The organism is Cupriavidus sp. 01T418, from assembly GCF_056398885.1.
The window spans coordinates 1-18,320 of the sequence record NZ_JBFTQG010000056.1; the positions used below are offsets into that span (position 1 = coordinate 1).

Annotated in this window: 13 protein-coding genes, 5 pseudogenes and 1 riboswitch; of the genes and pseudogenes, 10 read left to right on the forward strand and 8 right to left on the reverse strand. The window is 58.7% G+C overall.

What is annotated here, in order from left to right; genetic code table 11:
- Positions 1–624: trimeric intracellular cation channel family protein (locus AC1DQ3_RS32150; protein WP_477124168.1), on the forward strand; the 624-nt coding region annotated here is incomplete at its 5' end.
- A gap of 80 nt (positions 625–704) precedes the next feature.
- Here the strand turns inward: AC1DQ3_RS32150 and AC1DQ3_RS32155 are convergent.
- The 6 genes and pseudogenes from AC1DQ3_RS32155 to AC1DQ3_RS32180 all read right to left on the reverse strand — a co-directional run.
- Positions 705–1,325, reverse strand: a pseudogene (locus tag AC1DQ3_RS32155) (DUF3734 domain-containing protein); the annotation flags it as partial.
- A gap of 53 nt (positions 1,326–1,378) precedes the next feature.
- Positions 1,379–1,468 (reverse strand): annotated as a pseudogene (locus AC1DQ3_RS32160) (hypothetical protein); the annotation flags it as partial.
- A gap of 57 nt (positions 1,469–1,525) precedes the next feature.
- A complete protein-coding gene (locus tag AC1DQ3_RS32165; RefSeq protein WP_477124169.1) occupies positions 1,526–2,308 on the reverse strand; it encodes a 3-hydroxybutyrate dehydrogenase in 783 nt (260 codons plus the stop codon).
- Between the two features lie 21 nt (positions 2,309–2,329).
- A pseudogene (locus AC1DQ3_RS32170) lies at positions 2,330–2,817 on the reverse strand (acetoacetate decarboxylase family protein).
- 297 nt (positions 2,818–3,114) lie between these two features.
- Positions 3,115–4,076: pseudogene (locus AC1DQ3_RS32175) on the reverse strand (cytochrome P460); the annotation flags it as partial.
- 10 nt (positions 4,077–4,086) lie between these two features.
- A complete protein-coding gene (locus AC1DQ3_RS32180; protein WP_477124170.1) occupies positions 4,087–5,025 on the reverse strand; it encodes a LysR family transcriptional regulator in 939 nt (312 codons plus the stop codon).
- A gap of 675 nt (positions 5,026–5,700) precedes the next feature.
- A riboswitch (glycine riboswitch) is annotated at positions 5,701–5,791 on the forward strand.
- A gap of 264 nt (positions 5,792–6,055) precedes the next feature.
- Here AC1DQ3_RS32180 and AC1DQ3_RS32185 point away from each other — a divergent pair.
- From AC1DQ3_RS32185 to AC1DQ3_RS32195, 3 genes and pseudogenes are all read left to right on the forward strand, one after another.
- Positions 6,056–6,629: pseudogene (locus AC1DQ3_RS32185) on the forward strand (trimeric intracellular cation channel family protein).
- Between the two features lie 213 nt (positions 6,630–6,842).
- Positions 6,843–8,192, forward strand: a complete 1,350-nt coding sequence (locus tag AC1DQ3_RS32190) for an amidohydrolase (protein WP_477124171.1) — start codon at positions 6,843–6,845, stop codon at positions 8,190–8,192.
- A 43-nt stretch (positions 8,193–8,235) separates the two neighbouring features.
- Complete coding sequence (locus AC1DQ3_RS32195) at positions 8,236–8,514, forward strand: hypothetical protein (RefSeq protein ID WP_477124172.1); 279 nt, start codon at positions 8,236–8,238, stop codon at positions 8,512–8,514.
- Positions 8,515–8,698: 184 nt separating this feature from the next.
- Here the strand turns inward: AC1DQ3_RS32195 and AC1DQ3_RS32200 are convergent, their stop codons facing one another.
- Both AC1DQ3_RS32200 and AC1DQ3_RS32205 read right to left on the reverse strand, forming a co-directional pair.
- Positions 8,699–9,187 carry an IS4 family transposase gene (locus AC1DQ3_RS32200; RefSeq protein WP_477124173.1) on the reverse strand — a complete coding sequence of 163 codons (489 nt, stop codon included), beginning with the start codon at positions 9,185–9,187 and terminating at the stop codon, positions 8,699–8,701.
- Between the two features lie 176 nt (positions 9,188–9,363).
- Complete coding sequence (locus AC1DQ3_RS32205) at positions 9,364–9,816, reverse strand: hypothetical protein (RefSeq protein WP_477124174.1); 453 nt, start codon at positions 9,814–9,816, stop codon at positions 9,364–9,366.
- Positions 9,817–10,377: 561 nt separating this feature from the next.
- Between AC1DQ3_RS32205 and AC1DQ3_RS32210 the strand changes: the two genes are divergently transcribed.
- The 6 genes from AC1DQ3_RS32210 to AC1DQ3_RS32235 all read left to right on the forward strand — a co-directional run bounded on the left by AC1DQ3_RS32210 (position 10,378) and on the right by AC1DQ3_RS32235 (position 17,886).
- Complete coding sequence (locus AC1DQ3_RS32210; RefSeq protein ID WP_477124175.1) at positions 10,378–11,778, forward strand: c-type cytochrome; 1,401 nt, start codon at positions 10,378–10,380, stop codon at positions 11,776–11,778.
- Between the two features lie 110 nt (positions 11,779–11,888).
- A complete protein-coding gene (locus AC1DQ3_RS32215) occupies positions 11,889–13,073 on the forward strand; it encodes a porin (RefSeq protein WP_477124176.1) in 1,185 nt (394 codons plus the stop codon).
- Positions 13,074–13,182: 109 nt separating this feature from the next.
- The gene (locus tag AC1DQ3_RS32220; protein ID WP_477124177.1) at positions 13,183–13,701 is read left to right on the forward strand and encodes a sugar dehydrogenase complex small subunit; all 519 of its coding nucleotides are present in this window, start codon (positions 13,183–13,185) and stop codon (positions 13,699–13,701) included.
- A 10-nt stretch (positions 13,702–13,711) separates the two neighbouring features.
- Entirely contained in the window at positions 13,712–15,310 is a 1,599-nt protein-coding gene (locus tag AC1DQ3_RS32225; RefSeq protein WP_477124178.1) for a GMC family oxidoreductase, read from the forward strand.
- A gap of 332 nt (positions 15,311–15,642) precedes the next feature.
- Positions 15,643–16,608, forward strand: a complete 966-nt coding sequence (locus AC1DQ3_RS32230; protein ID WP_477124179.1) for a c-type cytochrome — start codon at positions 15,643–15,645, stop codon at positions 16,606–16,608.
- A gap of 372 nt (positions 16,609–16,980) precedes the next feature.
- Entirely contained in the window at positions 16,981–17,886 is a 906-nt protein-coding gene (locus tag AC1DQ3_RS32235) for a LysR family transcriptional regulator (protein ID WP_477124180.1), read from the forward strand.
- Positions 17,887–18,320: the final 434 nt, after the last annotated feature.

The following is an 18,320-nucleotide window of genomic DNA, read 5'->3' on the forward strand; positions in this document are numbered from 1 at the left end:
ATGGAACACAGTCTCTTTGTCTTGGTCGACCTGTTCGGTACCTTCGCTTTTGCAGTCAGCGGCGCCCTTGCCGCTGAACAGAAACGCCTCGATCTGTTCGGTGTCGTCGCGATCAGTTATATGACGGCCTGTGGTGGAGGAATCGTTCGGGATCTTTGCCTGGGCTCGTTACCGCCGGTGGGCATTTCAGATTGGCGGTATCTCGCAACCTCGACGTTAGCCTCGGCGATGGCAATCTGGGCGCGTCCAATCGTTGACCACCTTAAGCATCCTGTCGTTTTCTTTGACTCGCTTGGACTGGGCTTCTATGCGGTCGTGGGCGCACACAAGGCGCTGCTGTTTGGCCACAACATCGAGGTTGCCATCGTTCTCGGCATGGTGACTGCTGTCGGCGGTGGCGTGGTGAGAGATGTGGTGCTGAATCGCGTACCGATCATCCTGCAGAAGGAAATCTATGCACTCGCGGCACTTATTGGGGCAGCCATACAAGTTCTCGGACAACTCATGGAATGGAGGGTAGCAGTCACGCCTTGGTTTGCGGCGTCGATCTGTTTCGCAATCCGCCTGCTTGCGCTCCGCTATTCCTGGAGGCTTCCTGTTTTCCATAAGACAGACGTGGCGTAGTCAAATTGATTTCGAATCGAACCACGCCCCAACCACCAGAGCGCGTTACGACTCTTCACAGCGGCAGTAGTACGCACCTTTTATCGCAAATATTGCTGCCGATCTGGCAATACACAGTGGCCATACATCGCCCAGGAATGCACGCACTCGATCGGCACGTCGCCCACTGCGTCCGAGCCAAAAGGAATCGCCCCGACGCCCTGGTCGCGAATTAAGCCGCCGCTCTTCTTTCCACTTCTGTGGTGAACTCGGTCGGACTGGGGTACCGAGCCGCCCTCACGGTGAACGTCGTGAGTCACGAACCCCCGTTTTCGGCTTGGCACTTCGAACCGGTCCGGATGTGCGAACGAAGCACCGATGTCTTCCAGGCCGCTTTTCCAGTGCTCCTCCATCGTGTCAATGCTGAATTCGTAGTCCTTGTAGTGTCCCTCGTATGGCTTGTTCTTGTAGATCAGGTGCATCACGTTGATCGAACTAGCATCGGCAGCCTCTTCGGCAAGACGAAACAAGGGATCTGTCTCGCGTACATCCGCGGGAATGTGCGCAAGTAGCTGTTTGATGAAGAGGGCGTGCTTCTGACGATCCGCAAGTAGATTGGTGATCGCGCGTGTACGACTTGAGTACTGAATGTCCTTGGCCCGCTCCGATACGTCAAGGAAGTCGCCGGGAACATTACCGCTTGCGCTCCACAGGTCCACCTGTTGAGAGCGCCGATCGATACCCCCGCGATCCAGTCCGGGTGTACCCCAGCTTGCATTAAGCCATCATATACGCCAGCCTGGTACGATCCGAGCGCGCCTCCGCCTTGGAGCACCAAGGCGATTTCGTCATAGCGCGGCAGCACAAAGGAATCCGGCTGCCTGCTTATTTTTTTTGATGCTGCTGCGCATAGACGCCCTCCTCAGTGCATCGACCAGCCGTGGCTGACAATCAACGACTGCCCCGTGAGTGCGGCGGACTCAAAGCCGGCAAGGAATGCAACCGTATTGGCCACGTCTTCGACCGTCGTGAATTCGCCATCTACGGTTTCCCGGAGCATCACATTCTTCACCACCTCCGCTTCGGAAATACCCAGCGCCTTGGCCTGCTCGGGGACCTGCTTGTCGACCAATGGCGTTTGGACAAAGCCCGGGCACACCACATTTGCACGCACCCCACGTGCCCCGCCCTCCTTCGCGACCACGCGCGCCAGGCCGAGCAGGCCGTGCTTGGCCGTGACATAGGCGGCCTTCAGCTTCGACGCTTCATGGGAATGTACCGAGCCCATGTAAATAATCGATCCACCCTTGTTGGCCGCGTACATATGTCTGAGCGCGGCTCTCGTCGTGAGGAAGGCACCATCCAGATGGATCGCCAGCATTCTCCTCCAGTCGGAGAAGGCGTAGTGATCGACGGGATTTACGATCTGGATACCTGCGTTCGATACCAGCACGTCAATACCGCCAAGCTCGTTGACTACGCTGCTGATACCACGGTTGACGGCATCTTCAATCGTTACGTCCATTGCGATGGCGCGGGCCTTTCCGCCTGCCTCAACAATGCTGCTGGCGACCTTCTGGGCGTTTCCCAGATTGAGGTCAACAATCACCACCGTTGCACCCCGGCTTGCGAGTTTTCGTGCGCATTGCTCACCAATGCCGCTCGCCGCACCCGTTATAACGGCGACTTTATTGTCCAATGACATATTCGATTCCTTCGAGCAGAATTATTGATTCACTGCTAGCTTCAGATTTTCTCTCTGTACCAGGTAGTCAAAAGCGACCTCGCCTACATCCAGCGTCAGATTGGCGATCACCTGACGCGCGCCGACTACCTTCTTGACCGGCAGATTGGCGACTGGAGCCAGCGCATGCGGTCGCAGCTCTAGCGCTGCCGGACCACTCCACGCGCCCAGGACAGTCACGTCTCGCAAGTAAAAGCAAAACGACCCTGCTGGTCGCGAACCGAGATGACCTGACCGCTTTCGGTGTAGTCACCGAAACCTGACGAATCCGGCATGCGAATGAATTCGTAATGGACCAGCGAATTCTCAGGCCGCAAGGGTTCCGGTACTACGGCGCGCAGCACGTCGATGTCCGTTTCATACGTGATGATGAAGTATTCGCGATTGAGGAAGCGAAACGGCGGGCGAGAGTAGACGGGATTGTGAATGGGCATCGCAAAGGCTTCTTTGCGGATGGAAGCAATGTCCATGGAACTCCTTATGACTGGCAGCGCGTACTGCGCTCGTCAGATAGTAAAGGCATCGCTTACCCAATATAGCCCAGTATTTGCATAAACACTTTTAACGAAGATGCAACAATGGCCTTTGGCTCCATTACATGATGTGCCAGGCCGCGCCGAGCAAATGCGACCACAGAGACCTCCTGCCGCTGCTTCTCGTGCGCGTTCCCCAATGCGCGGTACACAGCCCGGGTCACATTTCGGAAGGCTCACCCTTACGATGTATTCTTTGCCGTCGTCAAGCTCGTTGTGCGCCGCAACCCCGCAAGCGGCGTCGAAATCGGACGGGAGTGGTTCCGGTAGCCGCGCCTCTCCCATTCATCGAGTCCTCTCTGTGCAACTGGCTGACGATGCGCCTGGCCGTCGTCTAGCTAGGAACACACGCAATAAACGACGATCGGTCGTTTTAGTAACTCGGGGTGCAGTGGCTCAGGCCACTCCAGATCGAGCGAGTGCGCGCAGGCAATCCTGTATGCCTCGTTCGCCCGCACGCTGGAAGAGCGTGCGTCTCGAATATCAGCGGCGGGGGCGCTCGATTTTATCAACTCGTCCAGTTGCTCCGAACTGATGCGCATGTGAGCCAGCCAGTGGCGAAACCGCAGGCGTCGCACCCAGCGATACGCCAGCATCGCGACGCAGATCGGTGCGAACGCATCGCTAATCGAGCCGCTGTTTTGCCGCACCAGCACCAAGCCAGACTCGATCTGCTCATGCAACGCCGCACCGCCAATCATCCACGTCCCGGCCCAGAGCGACGCACCAACGAAATCCGACAGCAGGAACACGCTCACGTCGATTGCAGTGGTACCAAGCAATGGGGCTGAAATCAGCCCCGCTCACGGCAGGAACTTCGCCACCCGTCAGGATCGGCGCGCCGACTCGTTCAATGACGTTGCGCGCCACACGCCCGGTAGTGTCGAGGGATAGCGAGAAGCGAACCAGGGACTGCAAGCAGCCGCCTCCCGCGAGCGCGTCTCATGAAAAACCATAGTGAGTCGGAGAGCAGCGTGGCACCAACTGCGGCGCCGAAGAGCACAGAGGAAGGACCCTTCGCCCGTCGCCGCCATCGTCCCGGCGAGAATTAGCGTAGGGCCGGCCGGGATGGGCACGCCAAGCTGCGTGAGCAGCACGCTGATGAAAACGGCCAAGGCACCAAGCGCTGGCGAGATGGAGATGGGAGTTGGCCATACAACGGCATTTCTCGATAACTGCCAATTAAACGAACACAACCGGATCGAATCAAGTTTGCGCGGACTTGTGCAAATCAGCTTGATCGTTGGCGATCACCGTAGGCAATTGGCTGCGAAGAAATTCGACCCAAGTTCGGATCTTGGCATCGAGATACTGTCGGGACGCATAGACGGCGTAGATATTCATCTGTTGTGACGAGTAGGCCGGCAAGATCCGCACCAGATCACCGGCACGTAGCCCTTCGATCACCGAATGGATTGGCAGGAGGCCAATCCCCATTCCTTCGCGCACTGCCACTGCCACCGCTTCCGCGTTATTGCATTGAAACCTAGCTGGGCCAAGCGCGATGCGTTCGTCGCCATGCGGTCCGCTGAGGGTCCATTCGTCAGGCGGGTAGATTGGTGTCACCATGTGCAGGCAGGCGTGTTCGCGAAGATCCGATGGTTGTTGCGGCGCGCCACCGTGCCCGAGATAGCCGGGCGACGCGCACACAATGCTGACAACGCTGCCAAGGCGCTGTGAAACCAAGCCTGAATCCGGTAGATCCGGCGCGAGCACAAGCGAGACATCGCAGCCGTCGTCCAGGAGATCCGGCGTCCGCTGGGATAGCGTCAGCTCGACGCTGACCAGCGGAAAGGCCTGCTGGTAACGGCCGATTGCCGGCACGATGCATTGCTGGCCGAAGCTGGTCATCGCGTGCACTCTCAGCTTGCCGGACGGACGGGCATAGGCATCGCTCGCTTCCAGTTCCGCCCGTTCGACGTCGGCAAGAATCTGCTGACAACGTTGCAGGTAGCGCTCACCGGCTTCGGTCAGAGCGATGCGGCGCGTGGTGCGATTGAGCAGTCGCGTTTGCAGATGGGTCTCTAGATCGGAGACGGCTCGCGACACAAAGGCTGTAGTCAAATTGAGGTGTGCCGCAGCACCTGTAAAGCTGCGGGCCTCCACGACGCGTACAAAGGCGCGCATATTTTTTAGCGTATCCATCGTAACCTTGTGAGCGCCTGTCAGACACTTTGCTATCTGAGGCTGACATTAGGGATGGATCAAATCACGGCCACCAGCTTCCTGCGGAGTTCATCAGGCTGTCCGTACGCTGGAATTTGCCGTTTCAGATCAGCCTGCATGATATCGGGTTCCAGCGCGGTCTGGCCGTGAACTACGGAACGATGCGTCGCTTCGTCCTTAAGTTCTGCTCAGGCAGGCGCATCGCCACAAGGCTGCTAGCGACAATTTTTCAAGCGAGGCTCCAGGCGCCATCATTTCGCCATGCACAAAGTCTAGGTCGCGCCGTCCGCGGGAAAAATGATGGCCCCGGAAAAGACTGTTCATGCGGAGGAACAATGCCACGCAAATCGACCAGAGCGTTGTACTGAGCACCTCGACAATGTGGTCGCCATGGTTGCCTCGGAAGCAGAGGACTGCTTTGACGTCCTGTGGCACAGTTCGCACTGACGGGACTCTGAAACTTTATATTCATCAATAGGTTGCAATGTTCCCCGTCGATGGTCGCTTCCAAGCGACCGGGCCTGCGGCAAACCGCACTGCATGTACCTACCGCCAAAACTCGCCCGATAGATAAGTACGAATACACCTATCCCAACCATCGCTTCCCCAAGTACGCTGACGTTTGACAGGCAGGCGTCCACTCACTGATAATCTGCGCATTCTGCGGGAGAGAGAGGCGGCATCCGCCTCCGCCGAAGGCGCAAGCTCCCATAATCGCTCAGGCACACCGAACCGCGGAAACATTTCGCCGACTGGAGAGAGGCCGGAGGCGCATAACATTGCGCATCCCGGCCCACCGAAGGGGCAGGCTCCTTGTGGAGCCCAAACTCTCAGGTAAAAGGACAGGGGGAGAGGCGCTTCAGGGTCCGCCATATGGCGCGGCCTGCCTCTAGCCGGAGTCACTCCCGATGTATCCACTTGCACACTCCGCCGCCGTTCTGCTTCCTGGCATGCAGGAGCAAGCGACGTGCTGACTAGCATCTATCTGATCGCGATTACCGCCGAGGCGATGACAGGCGCCATCGCAGCCGGGCACCGCAATATGGACATCTTCGGCGTTGCCGTCGTTGCCTTCGTCGCAGCGCTGGGCGGCGGCACCATCCGTGACCTGATCCTCGGTTCACTTTCCCATCGCCTGGACCCAGCATCCGGAATACATTTATCTGGTGATTTCGGCCGGTCTGCTGACCACCCTGATCGCACCTTGTATGTCGCAGCTGCGGCGAGTCTTTCTCGTCCTCGACGCCATGGGACTGATCGCGTTCTCGCTGATTGGGTGCAACGTCGCGCTGAAGATGAACTACCCGACCGCTGTCGTCATCATGTCAGGCGTGATCACCGGTGTCTGCGGCGGCATCCAGCGCGACGTGTTGTGCAACCAGGTGCCGATGGTATTCCGACGCGAGCTTTACGCGAGCGTCTCGCTTGCCATCTGTGCCCTCTTCCTGGGCTTGCGCACGCTTGGCGTCGGCAATGACCTGAATACCGCAATCAGCTTTGCCGGTGGCCTGACGCTGCGCCTGCTAGCGATCTGGCGCGGCTGGAATCTGCCGATTTTTTTCTACCGGCAGCAATCGAAATAGGCTTTCGGCACAGCAGCGACGGACTGCCGCCGTCGCGACATGTTGACTTGTCGGTTCTTGCAGTCACTCTTTGCGCTACACCTCCACGCGAGCTCAATCCAGCGGCAAAATAGATGATCGCACGGTCTGCGACGATGGCGTAATTCACGCATCAAACCTCCTGCCGCAACGGCTCTCTCACGGTCCCGATCCAAGAAATAGGAAATCCTTATAATGAAATATCTCTCTAGCACTGGACGGCTGGCCTGTGCCGCCCTGCTCGCCTGCTGCGCTGTCGTCGGCCACGCTCAGGTCCCGCCCGATTTCGACGTCGGCGCGCTCAAGAGCGCCATCGACGCACAACTGGACACGAGCTACCCATCGCTCGAGGCTCTGTACAAGGACCTGCACGCTCATCCTGAACTGGGATTCCAGGAAACCCGCACGGCGTCCACGCTCGCTCGCGAGATGCGGGCAATGGGCTTTGAGGTAAGCGAAGGCATCGGCAAGACTGGGCTGGTGGCGATCTACCGCAATGGCAGCGGTCCCAAGGTGCTGGTCCGCACCGAGCTTGATGCCTTGCCGATGGAGGAAAAGAGCGGTCTGCCCTATGCTAGCAAGGCTACTACGAACTGGAACGGAAAAATGACGCCAGTAGCGCATAGCTGCGGGCATGACTTGCACATGGCCGCCTGGGTAGGCACCGCGCGCACGCTGGTGACCATGAAGGATCGTTGGCGTGGCACGCTGATGTTCGTTGCGCAGCCGGCGGAGGAACTTACCTCTGGCGCAGAAGCCATGCTTAAGGATGGTCTCTTCACCCGCTTCGGCAAACCTGACTATGCCTTTGCACTGCATACTGCCCCTGTCGCCGCAGGGTTCATCGGCTTTAACGCTGGCGCAGTCACCTCCAATTCGGACGCACTGGAGGTCCAGTTCCATGGTCGCGGTGGCCACGGCTCCGCACCGGATAAGACCATCGATCCAATCGTGATGGCATCCCGATTTGTTGTGGATCTGCAGTCCGTGGTCAGTCGAGAGAAGGATCCGCAGGAGTTCGGCGTAGTCACGGTTGGCGCTGTCCAAGGCGGCACGGTGGGCAATATCATTCCCGATGACGTCGTCGTACGCGGTACGATCCGTTCGTACAAGCCTGAAGTGCGCGAGCAACTGCTTGCAGGGGTGCGGCGCACCGCCAAAGCGGTAGCGGAAATGTCGGGGGCTCCCGAGCCAGAAGTACGTCTCGAACAGGGCGGCCAGGCAATCAACAACGATGCGCAGCTGGTCACGCGTACCGAAGCGATACTGCGCAGCGCCTATGGAAAGAACGTGATGCGTATGCCTCCGGCAACGGCCAGCGAAGATTTCTCTGAATTCGTCAACGCCGGCGTGCCATCGATGTTCTTTTTCATCGGCGTCTATGATATGCAGCGCTACCTCAACTCGCGCAAGCCTGGCGGCGCGCCGCTGCCGGCCAACCATTCGCCCTTTTTTGCACCGGTTCCGGAGCCGTCAATCAAGACGGGCGTGGGCGCGATGAGCCTCGCCGTCCTAGACGTCCTGGGACGACCCAAGGCAAACTGATGATTATCAAACGGTTCAAGCGACTCAATTCCAGGGCTCTACTGTGCGGCAAAACAAGATATTGATCGGGTCGATCCTGCTCCTCGCCGCTCGTGTTGCCCATGGGCAAGCTGAAGGTGACCTGCAATGTGAAGAAATTCACAGACACGGTATGACGGAAAAAATCGTGACATACACCGCGCCAGACGGAAAGACCTATGCGCTGAACGGCTATGCTCGCCTGCGCGCGCACTCCCGCCACTGGATCAAGGCAAGTCATGCGCTTTCCCCTGCGCAGACGGCTGATTTATTATCGCGCGGGCTCAAGCTCTGTGATCTGTAGACATAAGGGACTGGCGAGATTGTCATGATCGGCGAGAAGCTCTTTAGCCGGGATTGGCCTTGCGGTCATGGTTCAGCATCAATTGCGGCGGGAGCCGATTGTGGAGCCCTCGCTTGCTTAATTTGCACGGCGCTTGAAGGCATCTCGTTATACAGAACTCACGAGTCTTCCCACAGTGCCTGAATCATGAAGGCGGCATCCATTGTTCGCTGCATGCCAATTCGGATCGTTTTTGCGCCGGGTTCGCCATCACTCTTGGCCCAATGAATCCGCCCAGAGAGGCCACCATACGAAACAACCAATTGAGCGTAACTGGTGTGTTCGGGCGGTCCTCTTTCGCGAGCACGTATGCACCTCGTATCTCGTCAGCGTCGAAGAACAGCGACGTGTCCAACTCAGGGCATGTTCTGCCTAACCGCATCAGCCTGGCAATGCGCCATGCCACCACCATGTACAACACCAAGGCGCGCTCCACACGCTCCATCTTGGATAGCTGCAGCGCCTCGACCTTGCATCCGGTCTTCAGGACGTGGAAGAACATCCCAATCTCCCAGCGGGCTAGATACCAATTAACTAATTCGACGATGTCATCCGTTTCCTGTGCCTCGCGTTTGGTCAGCAGCCGCCACACTACGGGTGTGACGCCCACTGGTGCACCGATCTCTTGGGCCACCACACAAGTAACCGAGCTTGCCTACCCCGTAGTTTCACAGGTTGTGCGCGCAACTCCTGCTTGACCTCGCGCGCCTTATGACCTGCGCGTCCCGGTAGGGTAATGCTGGTTTCCTAACGTGCCTGGTTGGCGTCGACGTTGTCCCACAGCTTGCCTGCCTCGGCAACGTTGCGGTTTTATTGGGAACGGATCGGCCAGTCAGCGGGCTGACCTGGCCCATTTGCGCGGGCCATCAGCGCCGCGATGTCGCATTCCCGATCCGTCACATAGACCAGGCGTGTCTGAGGTAGCAGCACCGCTTGCTCCGCGATCCGCTCGTATCCTTCGATCCACCGGATGCTTTTCTCGATACCACCACGCTGCCCGTTGGCGTCCCGAAACTCCCGGGCCCACATCCAGGCATCGATCACGCCCAGCGGCATCCGATACCGGATTTCCCGAAGCGCCTCCTGTGGGCGTCCTTTGGAGTCGTGAAATTCCATCCGACGCAAGCCCTTCACTCGCACCTCTGACATTTCATCTGCAACGGTATGCTCGCCGTCGCTGGCTAACCTGTTAGGGCGGGTGAGCACCAGAAAATGTGTTCCAAGCTCATACGCGGTGCAGAATAACTCAAAGATGTCACTCATGCGAGAAGACTGCGCGCCAGAAAAACGGGGCTAATCCGGCCTTCGCGCGAGAGGCAAATGAGACACATATAAGAAATCTTTCCTCGCGACCTTCGGCCAGGGACTCCTGCTCGACTGCTGCGCAGCAACCTGCGCATTTCCTCGTACGCGGATACAAATTGGGCCGGAAAATAACACTAATCCGCGAATTAGACTGTTCGCAATTTCGAACAATCATCCCCACTGGCAGCCCACCAAGCAACGTCAACGGTTGAATTCTTGCGGGAAATAATGATCAAAAATTGTCGTCAATAGCAACCTTAACTCCTTAATTCTATTGAAGTATATGATCAATTTAACAAAAATCTCCGCAAGGCTCATACATTGAGTATGGCTCACATACGCAGATCGGAATCCGAGGTGCCTATTCTTCGTCCACTGATTCGGGCCACACGCCGCACCATTGCTATCAGGGAAAACACCGAGGCATAATCCGATCCGTCAGTCACTCAGGCTACCGCTGCTACGCAGGATCGGCACGCGCGCACAGCTCCATAGAACAACGCCCCCTTCTCGAATCAGATGAAACTACATGTCCGCTTTCTGCAGCGACTGGGTCGCACCGCGCTTGTCCTCGCGGGAACTTACGCGACGCTCGCGACTGCAGCCGCTACCGCAGATGTCGAGCAGATCCAGCGCGGCCAGTATCTGGCGACTGCCGGCGATTGCGTCGCGTGCCACACAGCACCGGGCCGTGAGCCCTTCGCGGGCGGACTCTCCTTGCCGACACCAATTGGCTCCATCACATCTACAAACATTACGCCTTCGAAGACGCACGGTATAGGCAACTACACGCTACAGCAATTCACTGATGCGCTTCGCCGGGGGCGTCGAGCCGACGGCCAAAACCTGTATCCGGCCATGCCGTATACTTCCTACGCCTTGTTGACTGACGACGACGCGGCTGCCTTGTATGCGTACTTCATGAAAGGGGTTAAACCGGTCGATTCGAAGCCGCCGGAAACCAGCCTCCCCTTCCCATTCAATATCCGCATGTCGATGGCAGTTTGGAACCTGATGTTCCTCGATACCAAGACATTCAATCCCGACCCGACCAAAAGCCTCGAATGGAACCGCGGCGCCTATCTGGCGCGTGGGCTGGCGCACTGCAGCACTTGCCATTCCCCCCGCAATGTCATGATGGCCGAGGACGTAAAGCGCGACTTGGCCGGCGGCGCGGTTGGCACATGGTACGCGCCGAATATCACCTCGGACGAAAATAGCGGCATCGGCAGCTGGAGTGCGCAGGAAATCGCCACCTACCTGCGAACGGGCCGCGTCGAAGGCAAGGCGCAGGCGGCTGGCCCCATGGCAGAAGCAATCGATCACAGCCTACGTCACATGTCCGATGCAGATCTGCAGGCGATGGCAGTCTATCTCAAGGACACGCCAGCGATTCACAATCAAGCGGATAGCCGGCCCGCCCACGCCTATGGCTCCCCGGCCGACGATCTGAATAGCATCCGGGGCGTGCCCCTGCCCTCGGACCTGAGCCTCATGACGGGTCCGCAACTCTTTGACGCCCATTGCGCAACCTGCCACCAGGCCCACGGCCAGGGTAGCCCAGACGGCGGCCTCCCCTCGCTATATCACAACACGGCGCTGGGCCGGGACAATGCAAACAACGTGGTAATGGTGATTTTGGAAGGGATTCAGCGACAGCAAGAGTCGGCCGACATCCGGATGCCGGGCTTCGCGAAGACACTATCCGACAAGCAAATTGCGACACTCGCAACCTATCTGACGCAGCGCTACGGCAATCCGAAGGCGGCGGTCACCGCGGAGCAGGTTAGCTCGATGCGCACGGGAGGCCAATCGTCCACGATGATCGGCCTGGCTCGTTTAGGGATGGCTATCGGCATTCTTGTCGCCGTGTTCCTGATCTTCGCCGCGGTACGGCGCGGACGTAGAAAGGCAGCCTGAGAAGTCTGATATCGCCGGTTAGCCGCATGCACGGGCCGGCAGCACCCAATGGGCGGGGAATCCTGCCCGTCCTTGAACCCAGGTGCCTTCTACCAGCACATGGAGAACGAATGAATCGAACCAGCCTGTTCAAAATCGGCGCCATTTCCCTACTCGCTCTTGGCGTAGTTCCTGTGTTCGCCCAGAGCTCCACCGGCAGCGTGACACTGTATGGCATCGCCGACGATGCTCTCGTCTTTGCAAACAACCAGGGGGGCCACTCCAACGTCTATACACGGAGCGGCAACCTGGCCTCGTCGCGCTTCGGCCTGCGTGGTAGTGAGAAACTCACTGCCACCATGACGGCGATATTTGATCTGCAGGAAGGCCTTGACCTGGATTCTGGCAAGCAATCCAGCGCGGGGCTGATGTTCAATCGGCAGGCCTTCGTCGGTCTGCAGGACGCACGCCTGGGTACTCTTACGTTGGGTCGTCAATACACCGCCTACTATCAGTTTCTTGGCCCTTACGGCCCCACCAGCATGCTGACGGGCGCTACCGGCGCGCACCCGGGCGACCTAGACGGGCTTGATACCACGATCCGCCTGAACAATTCCGTACAGTATGTCACGCCTGCGTTCGGCGGCTTCAGCGCCGCGGCTCAATATGGCTTCGGCGAGATCGCGGGCTCCACACAGCGAGGCAGCGCAGTCAGCGCGGCCGCACGTTACGCCAATGGACCGTTCGGTATCGCCGTGGGCTATCTGCGTATGTACAATACAGGCTTCACGGCGAACCAGGATCCGAACGCCAGCGCCAGCTACGGCGCTTCTCCGGTAACCAACGGCTTCCTCTCGGCCCGCTCGGTCCAGCACATCGCTGCTGCCGGCACCTACAGGATCGGGAAGACAACGCTCGGTCTGAACTACTCCAACGTGCAGTTCAAGGCCGGCAACAGTTCTCTGTTCACCGATACAGCTGTATTTAATACCTACGGGGCGATTGCACGCTACGAACTTACCTCCGCATTCGACGTTGCCGCTGGCTATAGCTACACGCGCGCTAGCGCGTCGAACGGTATTTCCGACGCCGCCCTCTATCACCAGATTTCGCTTAAAGAGGCATACCACCTGTCGAAGCGGACCACGATCTACGTCCTGCAGTCATATCAGCATGCATCCGGGAAGACCCTCGGCATCAATGGCACCGGCAACATTATCGACGCCGTCGCCAGCGTAGGGGATTCGCAGAACAGCACGCCCGCATCGGGTGACAACCAGTTTGTCGGTATGGTTGGTCTTTCTCACAGCTTCTGACCCCCAGGTAGGTACCACACCTGCCGCGCGGCGCCCGATTGTTTTCCGCTCGACGCTACGCATCCAGCAGCCGAGGATAAAGGGCCAGGATCACCTGGAGAGTATTGCAATGGAACATCTCAACAAATTGAAGCAAGGCATTGGCGCGCCGAATCAACGGCGCCGGGCGATTTTGGCGGGCATGCTGACTGCGTATGCCGCGACCCTGATTCCCTGGGCAGTCGCAGAACCGGTCGCGGATGCGGAGCACGGCGCCTTCATTGCGCTATCTGCAATCATCGCCGGCCGGCAGGCTCTGGACAGAACCATGGCCAAGCGCCTTTACGACTCGCTCACCGCAGATGACGGCGGGTTTCCTGCAACTGCACGCAAACTGCTAGCCCTGATTGAAGAACGCAAGATCGATCCTCTTCAATTGCAGCAAGTCCTGGACGCGGAGAAATCACCGCTGGCCGACGTGTCGCGCAAGATCGCCACTGCATGGTTCATGGGCATCGTCGGCAGCGGCGAAAAGGCACACGTGCTTGCATACGAAAACGCACTCAATGCCACCATCGTCTCAGATGTGCTCAAGCCGCCAACGTATAGCTATGGCGTGTATGGAAGCTGGACGAAAAAACCGATCTGAGGAATGAGAAATGGCAAACGAATTGTCTGCTGACTTTGTTGTTGTTGGATCCGGAATCATTGGATCCCTGACCGCACGCAAGCTCGCCCAGGCAGGCGCATCCGTGCTGATTCTGGAGGCCGGCCCGCGCGTAACCCGGGGCGAGATCGTTGCCCGCTTCCGCAACTCTCCACGCCGCAGCGACTGGATGTCGCCCTACCCGTCGGTGTCATCCGCACCCCATCCCATCTACCAGCCCCACGATAACGGCTATCTCGTCCAGGCAGGGCCCTACCCGTATCCGGCCGAATACATCCGCCAACTAGGCGGGACAAGCTGGCACTGGGCCGCACACGCGTGGCGCAATGTGCCGAACGACTTCAGAATCCAGAGCCTGTACGGGGTTGGCGTCGACTGGCCCATCAGCTATGACGAACTCGAGCCCTACTATCAGGAAGCCGAGGAAATCATGGGTGTTTCCGGCGCCCCCAACACTGGATCGCCACGCAAGAAACCGTTCCCGATGGAGCCCGTCGCCGAACCGTGGGCGATGAAACGCATCCGGGAACGCCTGACCCCGGCTTACCAAGTCGTCGGCAATACCACTGCCCGGAATAGCCGAACCTATGATGGCCGGCCCGCGTGCTGCGGCAACAATAGTTGTCAGCCGATCTGCCCGATCGACGCGCAATACAACGGCGGCGTAGCGGCTGCCTCAGCCGAGGCAGCCGGCGTCAAGATAGTCACCGACGCCAACGTGTACAAGCTCGAGCACGATGAGAAGGGAAACATCACCGCGGCGCATTTCTACGATCCGAACAAGCAATCACATCGCGTGACCGGCAAGACTTTCATCGTCGCAGCCAATGGTATCGAGAGCCCGCGACTTCTGCTGCTGTCACGCAGCGACAAGTTCCCCAATGGCTTGGCCAACCAGGGTGACGTGGTCGGCAGGCACTTGATGGACCATCCGAGCACCTCGCTTACCTTTGACGCTGATGAAGACCTTTGGCTGGGGCGCGGGCCGCAAAGCCCAAGTTCGATCGGCACCATGCGCGACGGCACATTCCGTTCCGAGCATGCGCCGTATCGATTGGACTTCACCAACATCTCGCGTGTCGACGGTGCATCCCGGAGCTTGATCAAGAGCGGGGTCTATGGCCCCGATTTCGCGAAACGTCTGCGCCATGCTGCTGCGCGTGAATTGAACGTGAAGAGCGTTCTGGAAGTGGTGCCAAACCCGGAGAACCGGATTACCCTCAGCGACCAAAAAGACAGCATGGGTATCCCAAAACCACAGGCACACTACGCGATCGACAACTACACGCGTCGGGGACACGAGGCGGCCAAACGCGACTTCCAGCGTATCGCTGAACTGATGGGCGGCACGAACCTGCGCTTTAGTCCGGACGGCAAGTTCGACAATAACCAGCATATTTGCGGCACGCTGCGCATGGGCAACGATCCGGCGACCTCCGTTTGCGACAGGTGGGGACGCGCGCACGGCCACGGGAATCTCTTTCTGGCCAGCACGGGTGTTATCCCAACCGCCGGTACGTGCAACTCGACAGAGAACGGACTTGCGCTCGCGCTTCGCACTGTGGATCACATACTGTCGGAGCAGACATGACGAAAATAAGTTCTGTGCTGATAAGTCGCAGCAAGCGAGGCCGACATCCGGACGCACACCGACTCTTGCAGTTATCAAGAAATACTCCCGGTCCGCCCGGCATCGACCGCCCGCCGCAGTCAGCCGGGCTTGGCGCCCTCCTCGCCCCAGCTTTGTCCATTCGCGCTGCGGTAGTGCTCCGCTTCGAGACAGCCACGTGGCTGCAGAACCACGTGATGGCCGCTACGCACTCGATCTCGATCCGCATGGTGTAGCTGAACAGATTTGCGCAGTTTCCGAGTAGAATCCTCTTAATCGTCTTCAGACACCGTTTGGCCTCAGGTTGAAGATACATGAACACGTACGTCCGGATGCTGGCACTCTTGCTGGCATCCATTCTCTGTACTGCGCCGCCAGCTTTTGCCGTCGAAGTGCCACCGGCATGGGCCTATCCCGTGAATCCTCCGGATTTCAAACCTCGCGAGGAAGATGGCGTGCCCAGACGTGTGCCGGAGAGCAGTGCCACCTACTCTGTCACTCAACTGCGCGATCGTTTCAGCGCACCGGAGTGGCATCCTGAGGATCACCCGCCCATGCCCCAAATCGTTGCCCGGGGCAGGAAGCCACAGGTATATGCCTGCGGCATGTGCCATCGGGAAAGCGGTTCAGGCGGTCCGGAGAGCGCGAGTCTTGCGGGGCTTCCTCCGGCGTACATCGTCCAGCAGCTAGCGGATTTCAAGAGCGGCGCCAGAAGGAGCGCCGTGCCAAAGAGAAACGTCGATTTGATGGTATCGCTGTCCAAAACCATCACTGAAACAGAGGTGAAAGCTGCCGCGGCATATTTTTCCGCGCTGAAGCCGAAATCGAATATCAAGGTGGTGGAAACTGAGACCGCTCCCAAGACCTATGTCGCTGGAATGTTCTTGGCCACCTCGATAAGCGGCGAGAAAGTTCCCATCGGCCACCGCATCATCGAGGTACCTGAGCATCTCGAGCAATTTGAAAACCGAGACCCGCGCGCGCAGTTCATCGCCTATGTGCCCGTTGGCAGCGTCGCAAGGGGCGAGATATTGGTCAAGACCGGCGGAGCTGGCAAGACGCAGCAATGCGCGACTTGTCACGGGCAGGACTTGAAAGGAGTGGGAAACATACCATCGATCGCGGGCCGTTCGCCGAGCTATATCGTGCGCCAACTCTATGACATCCAGAGCGGCGCGCGAGCGGGGGCGGCAGCGCAACCCATGAAAGGCATCGTGACAAACCTGACCGTCGACGATATGGCGTCGATCGCAGCGTACCTGGCTTCGTTAACGCCATGACGGGCTCCCAGCCAACGCGCGCACAGGACGATGACTTTCTGATCGAAGTGGCGGCCGTTGAGCAACCAGTCGATGTCTCTCAGCGTACTTGATGCGGGCGCGCCCATCAAAAACCGCCGGTCCCTCCTCTTCCTATTTCCCGACTTGCCGAGTCCCTGAGCCACCTGCCAATGGTTCGTCTGCTTGGACCATGATGTGATCGAAATGCAGCCGCTCGATGATCGGGGCCTCCGAAAATCGGACCGTGTTCCGCGTAAAAGTGCGTGCTTCTGACGAAGATCTTCGGTTGGGCAAGCACGCGTATCACGTTCGCCCTATGGGACAATGCATATTTGTGCGCGCGGTTCCGCGCGCGCAAGGCTGAAGGCGCGCATGAATACGATTGAATGGAAGGACTGGGAGATTTTTTGCCGGGTGGTAGAGGGCGGGGGATTTACGAAGGGCGCCGAGCTGGCCGACGTGCCAAAGTCATCCGCCAGCACTGCCGTGTCGCGACTGGAGACGCAACTCGGCATGCGCCTGCTTGAGCGCACCACGCGCCACGTTCGAGTGACCGAGCGGGGCCAGCAGCTTTACGATCGCGTCGCGCCGCTGTTCACCGAGTTGCGCGAGATCGGTGCCGAGGCGATGTCGATGAGCGAGCAGGTCAGCGGAACCCTGCGCATTGCCACGCCTTACGAGGTTGGTTCCATGGACCTTTCGGCCAGCCTGACGCGGCTGATGCGCCTGCACCCTGAACTGCACGTGGAGATCGACGTAACCTGGGACCAGCCCGACTTGGTCGCAAGCGGTTACGATCTGCACTTTGTGATGACCAACACTGGGCTAGATGACAGCTCCTTCGCCAGCAAGCGCGTGGTGGTGATCGAGCGCGGCTTCTTCGCCTCTCCGGCGCTGATTCGCGCGCGCGGCTTGCCTCGCACGCCGCAGGACCTGGAAGGTTGGCCGACGGTGGGCACTTCCGAGGACCGATGCTGGGAGTTTCTGCGGGAGGGCACGGAGGTGGCGAGCGTTGTTGTGGATCCGCGAATTCGTACGCAGCACGCAGAGATTCGGCTGAAGGCCGCTTTGGACGGGCTGGGCGTGGTGCGATTCTCGCGGCGTTACATACAGGACGAGTTGGATCAGGGGCGGCTGGTGCAGGTGATGCCGGGATACACGTCGTCGCCGTTCAAGGTTTATGTGTTGATGCCTGCACGGAAGTTGATGCCGCCTAGCGTGAGGGCATTTCTTGATGTGTTGGAAGAGACGTTGGGGCGGGATGGTCCTATGGTTTAGCCGAATAACCTAGGAAGAGATTTATTCAGAATGAAAGTCGTCGTTGAGTGGCTTGTAAGCGTTGTCATGTGTGGCGGTCACCATAGTTCGCGATGAAGCGCTGGCTGCTATCTAAGTAGACGATGATCCTCGAGCTTGCGAGGCGCTTGGCCTCTTCGGTGCTGGTCACTGCGCAGCGGGCCCGGCCAAGATATTCAAACCTTTTTTAACTTAACCCGTCCTGCCCGCTTGGCGCCAGCGGCCCTGCCCCGTGCCTGCACTTGGTTCCGGCGGATTGTCTTGTAAGCCGAACACAATATCCCACGTTATTTACTTGACCATTTCCATATATGGAAATAGCATCCTTGGTTGCCCGCCATTATGCCGCTACAGTCACATATAGTCTGACTGCGCCATAGATGAGCGCACCGACAAAAGCGAGTCCAGCGATAATG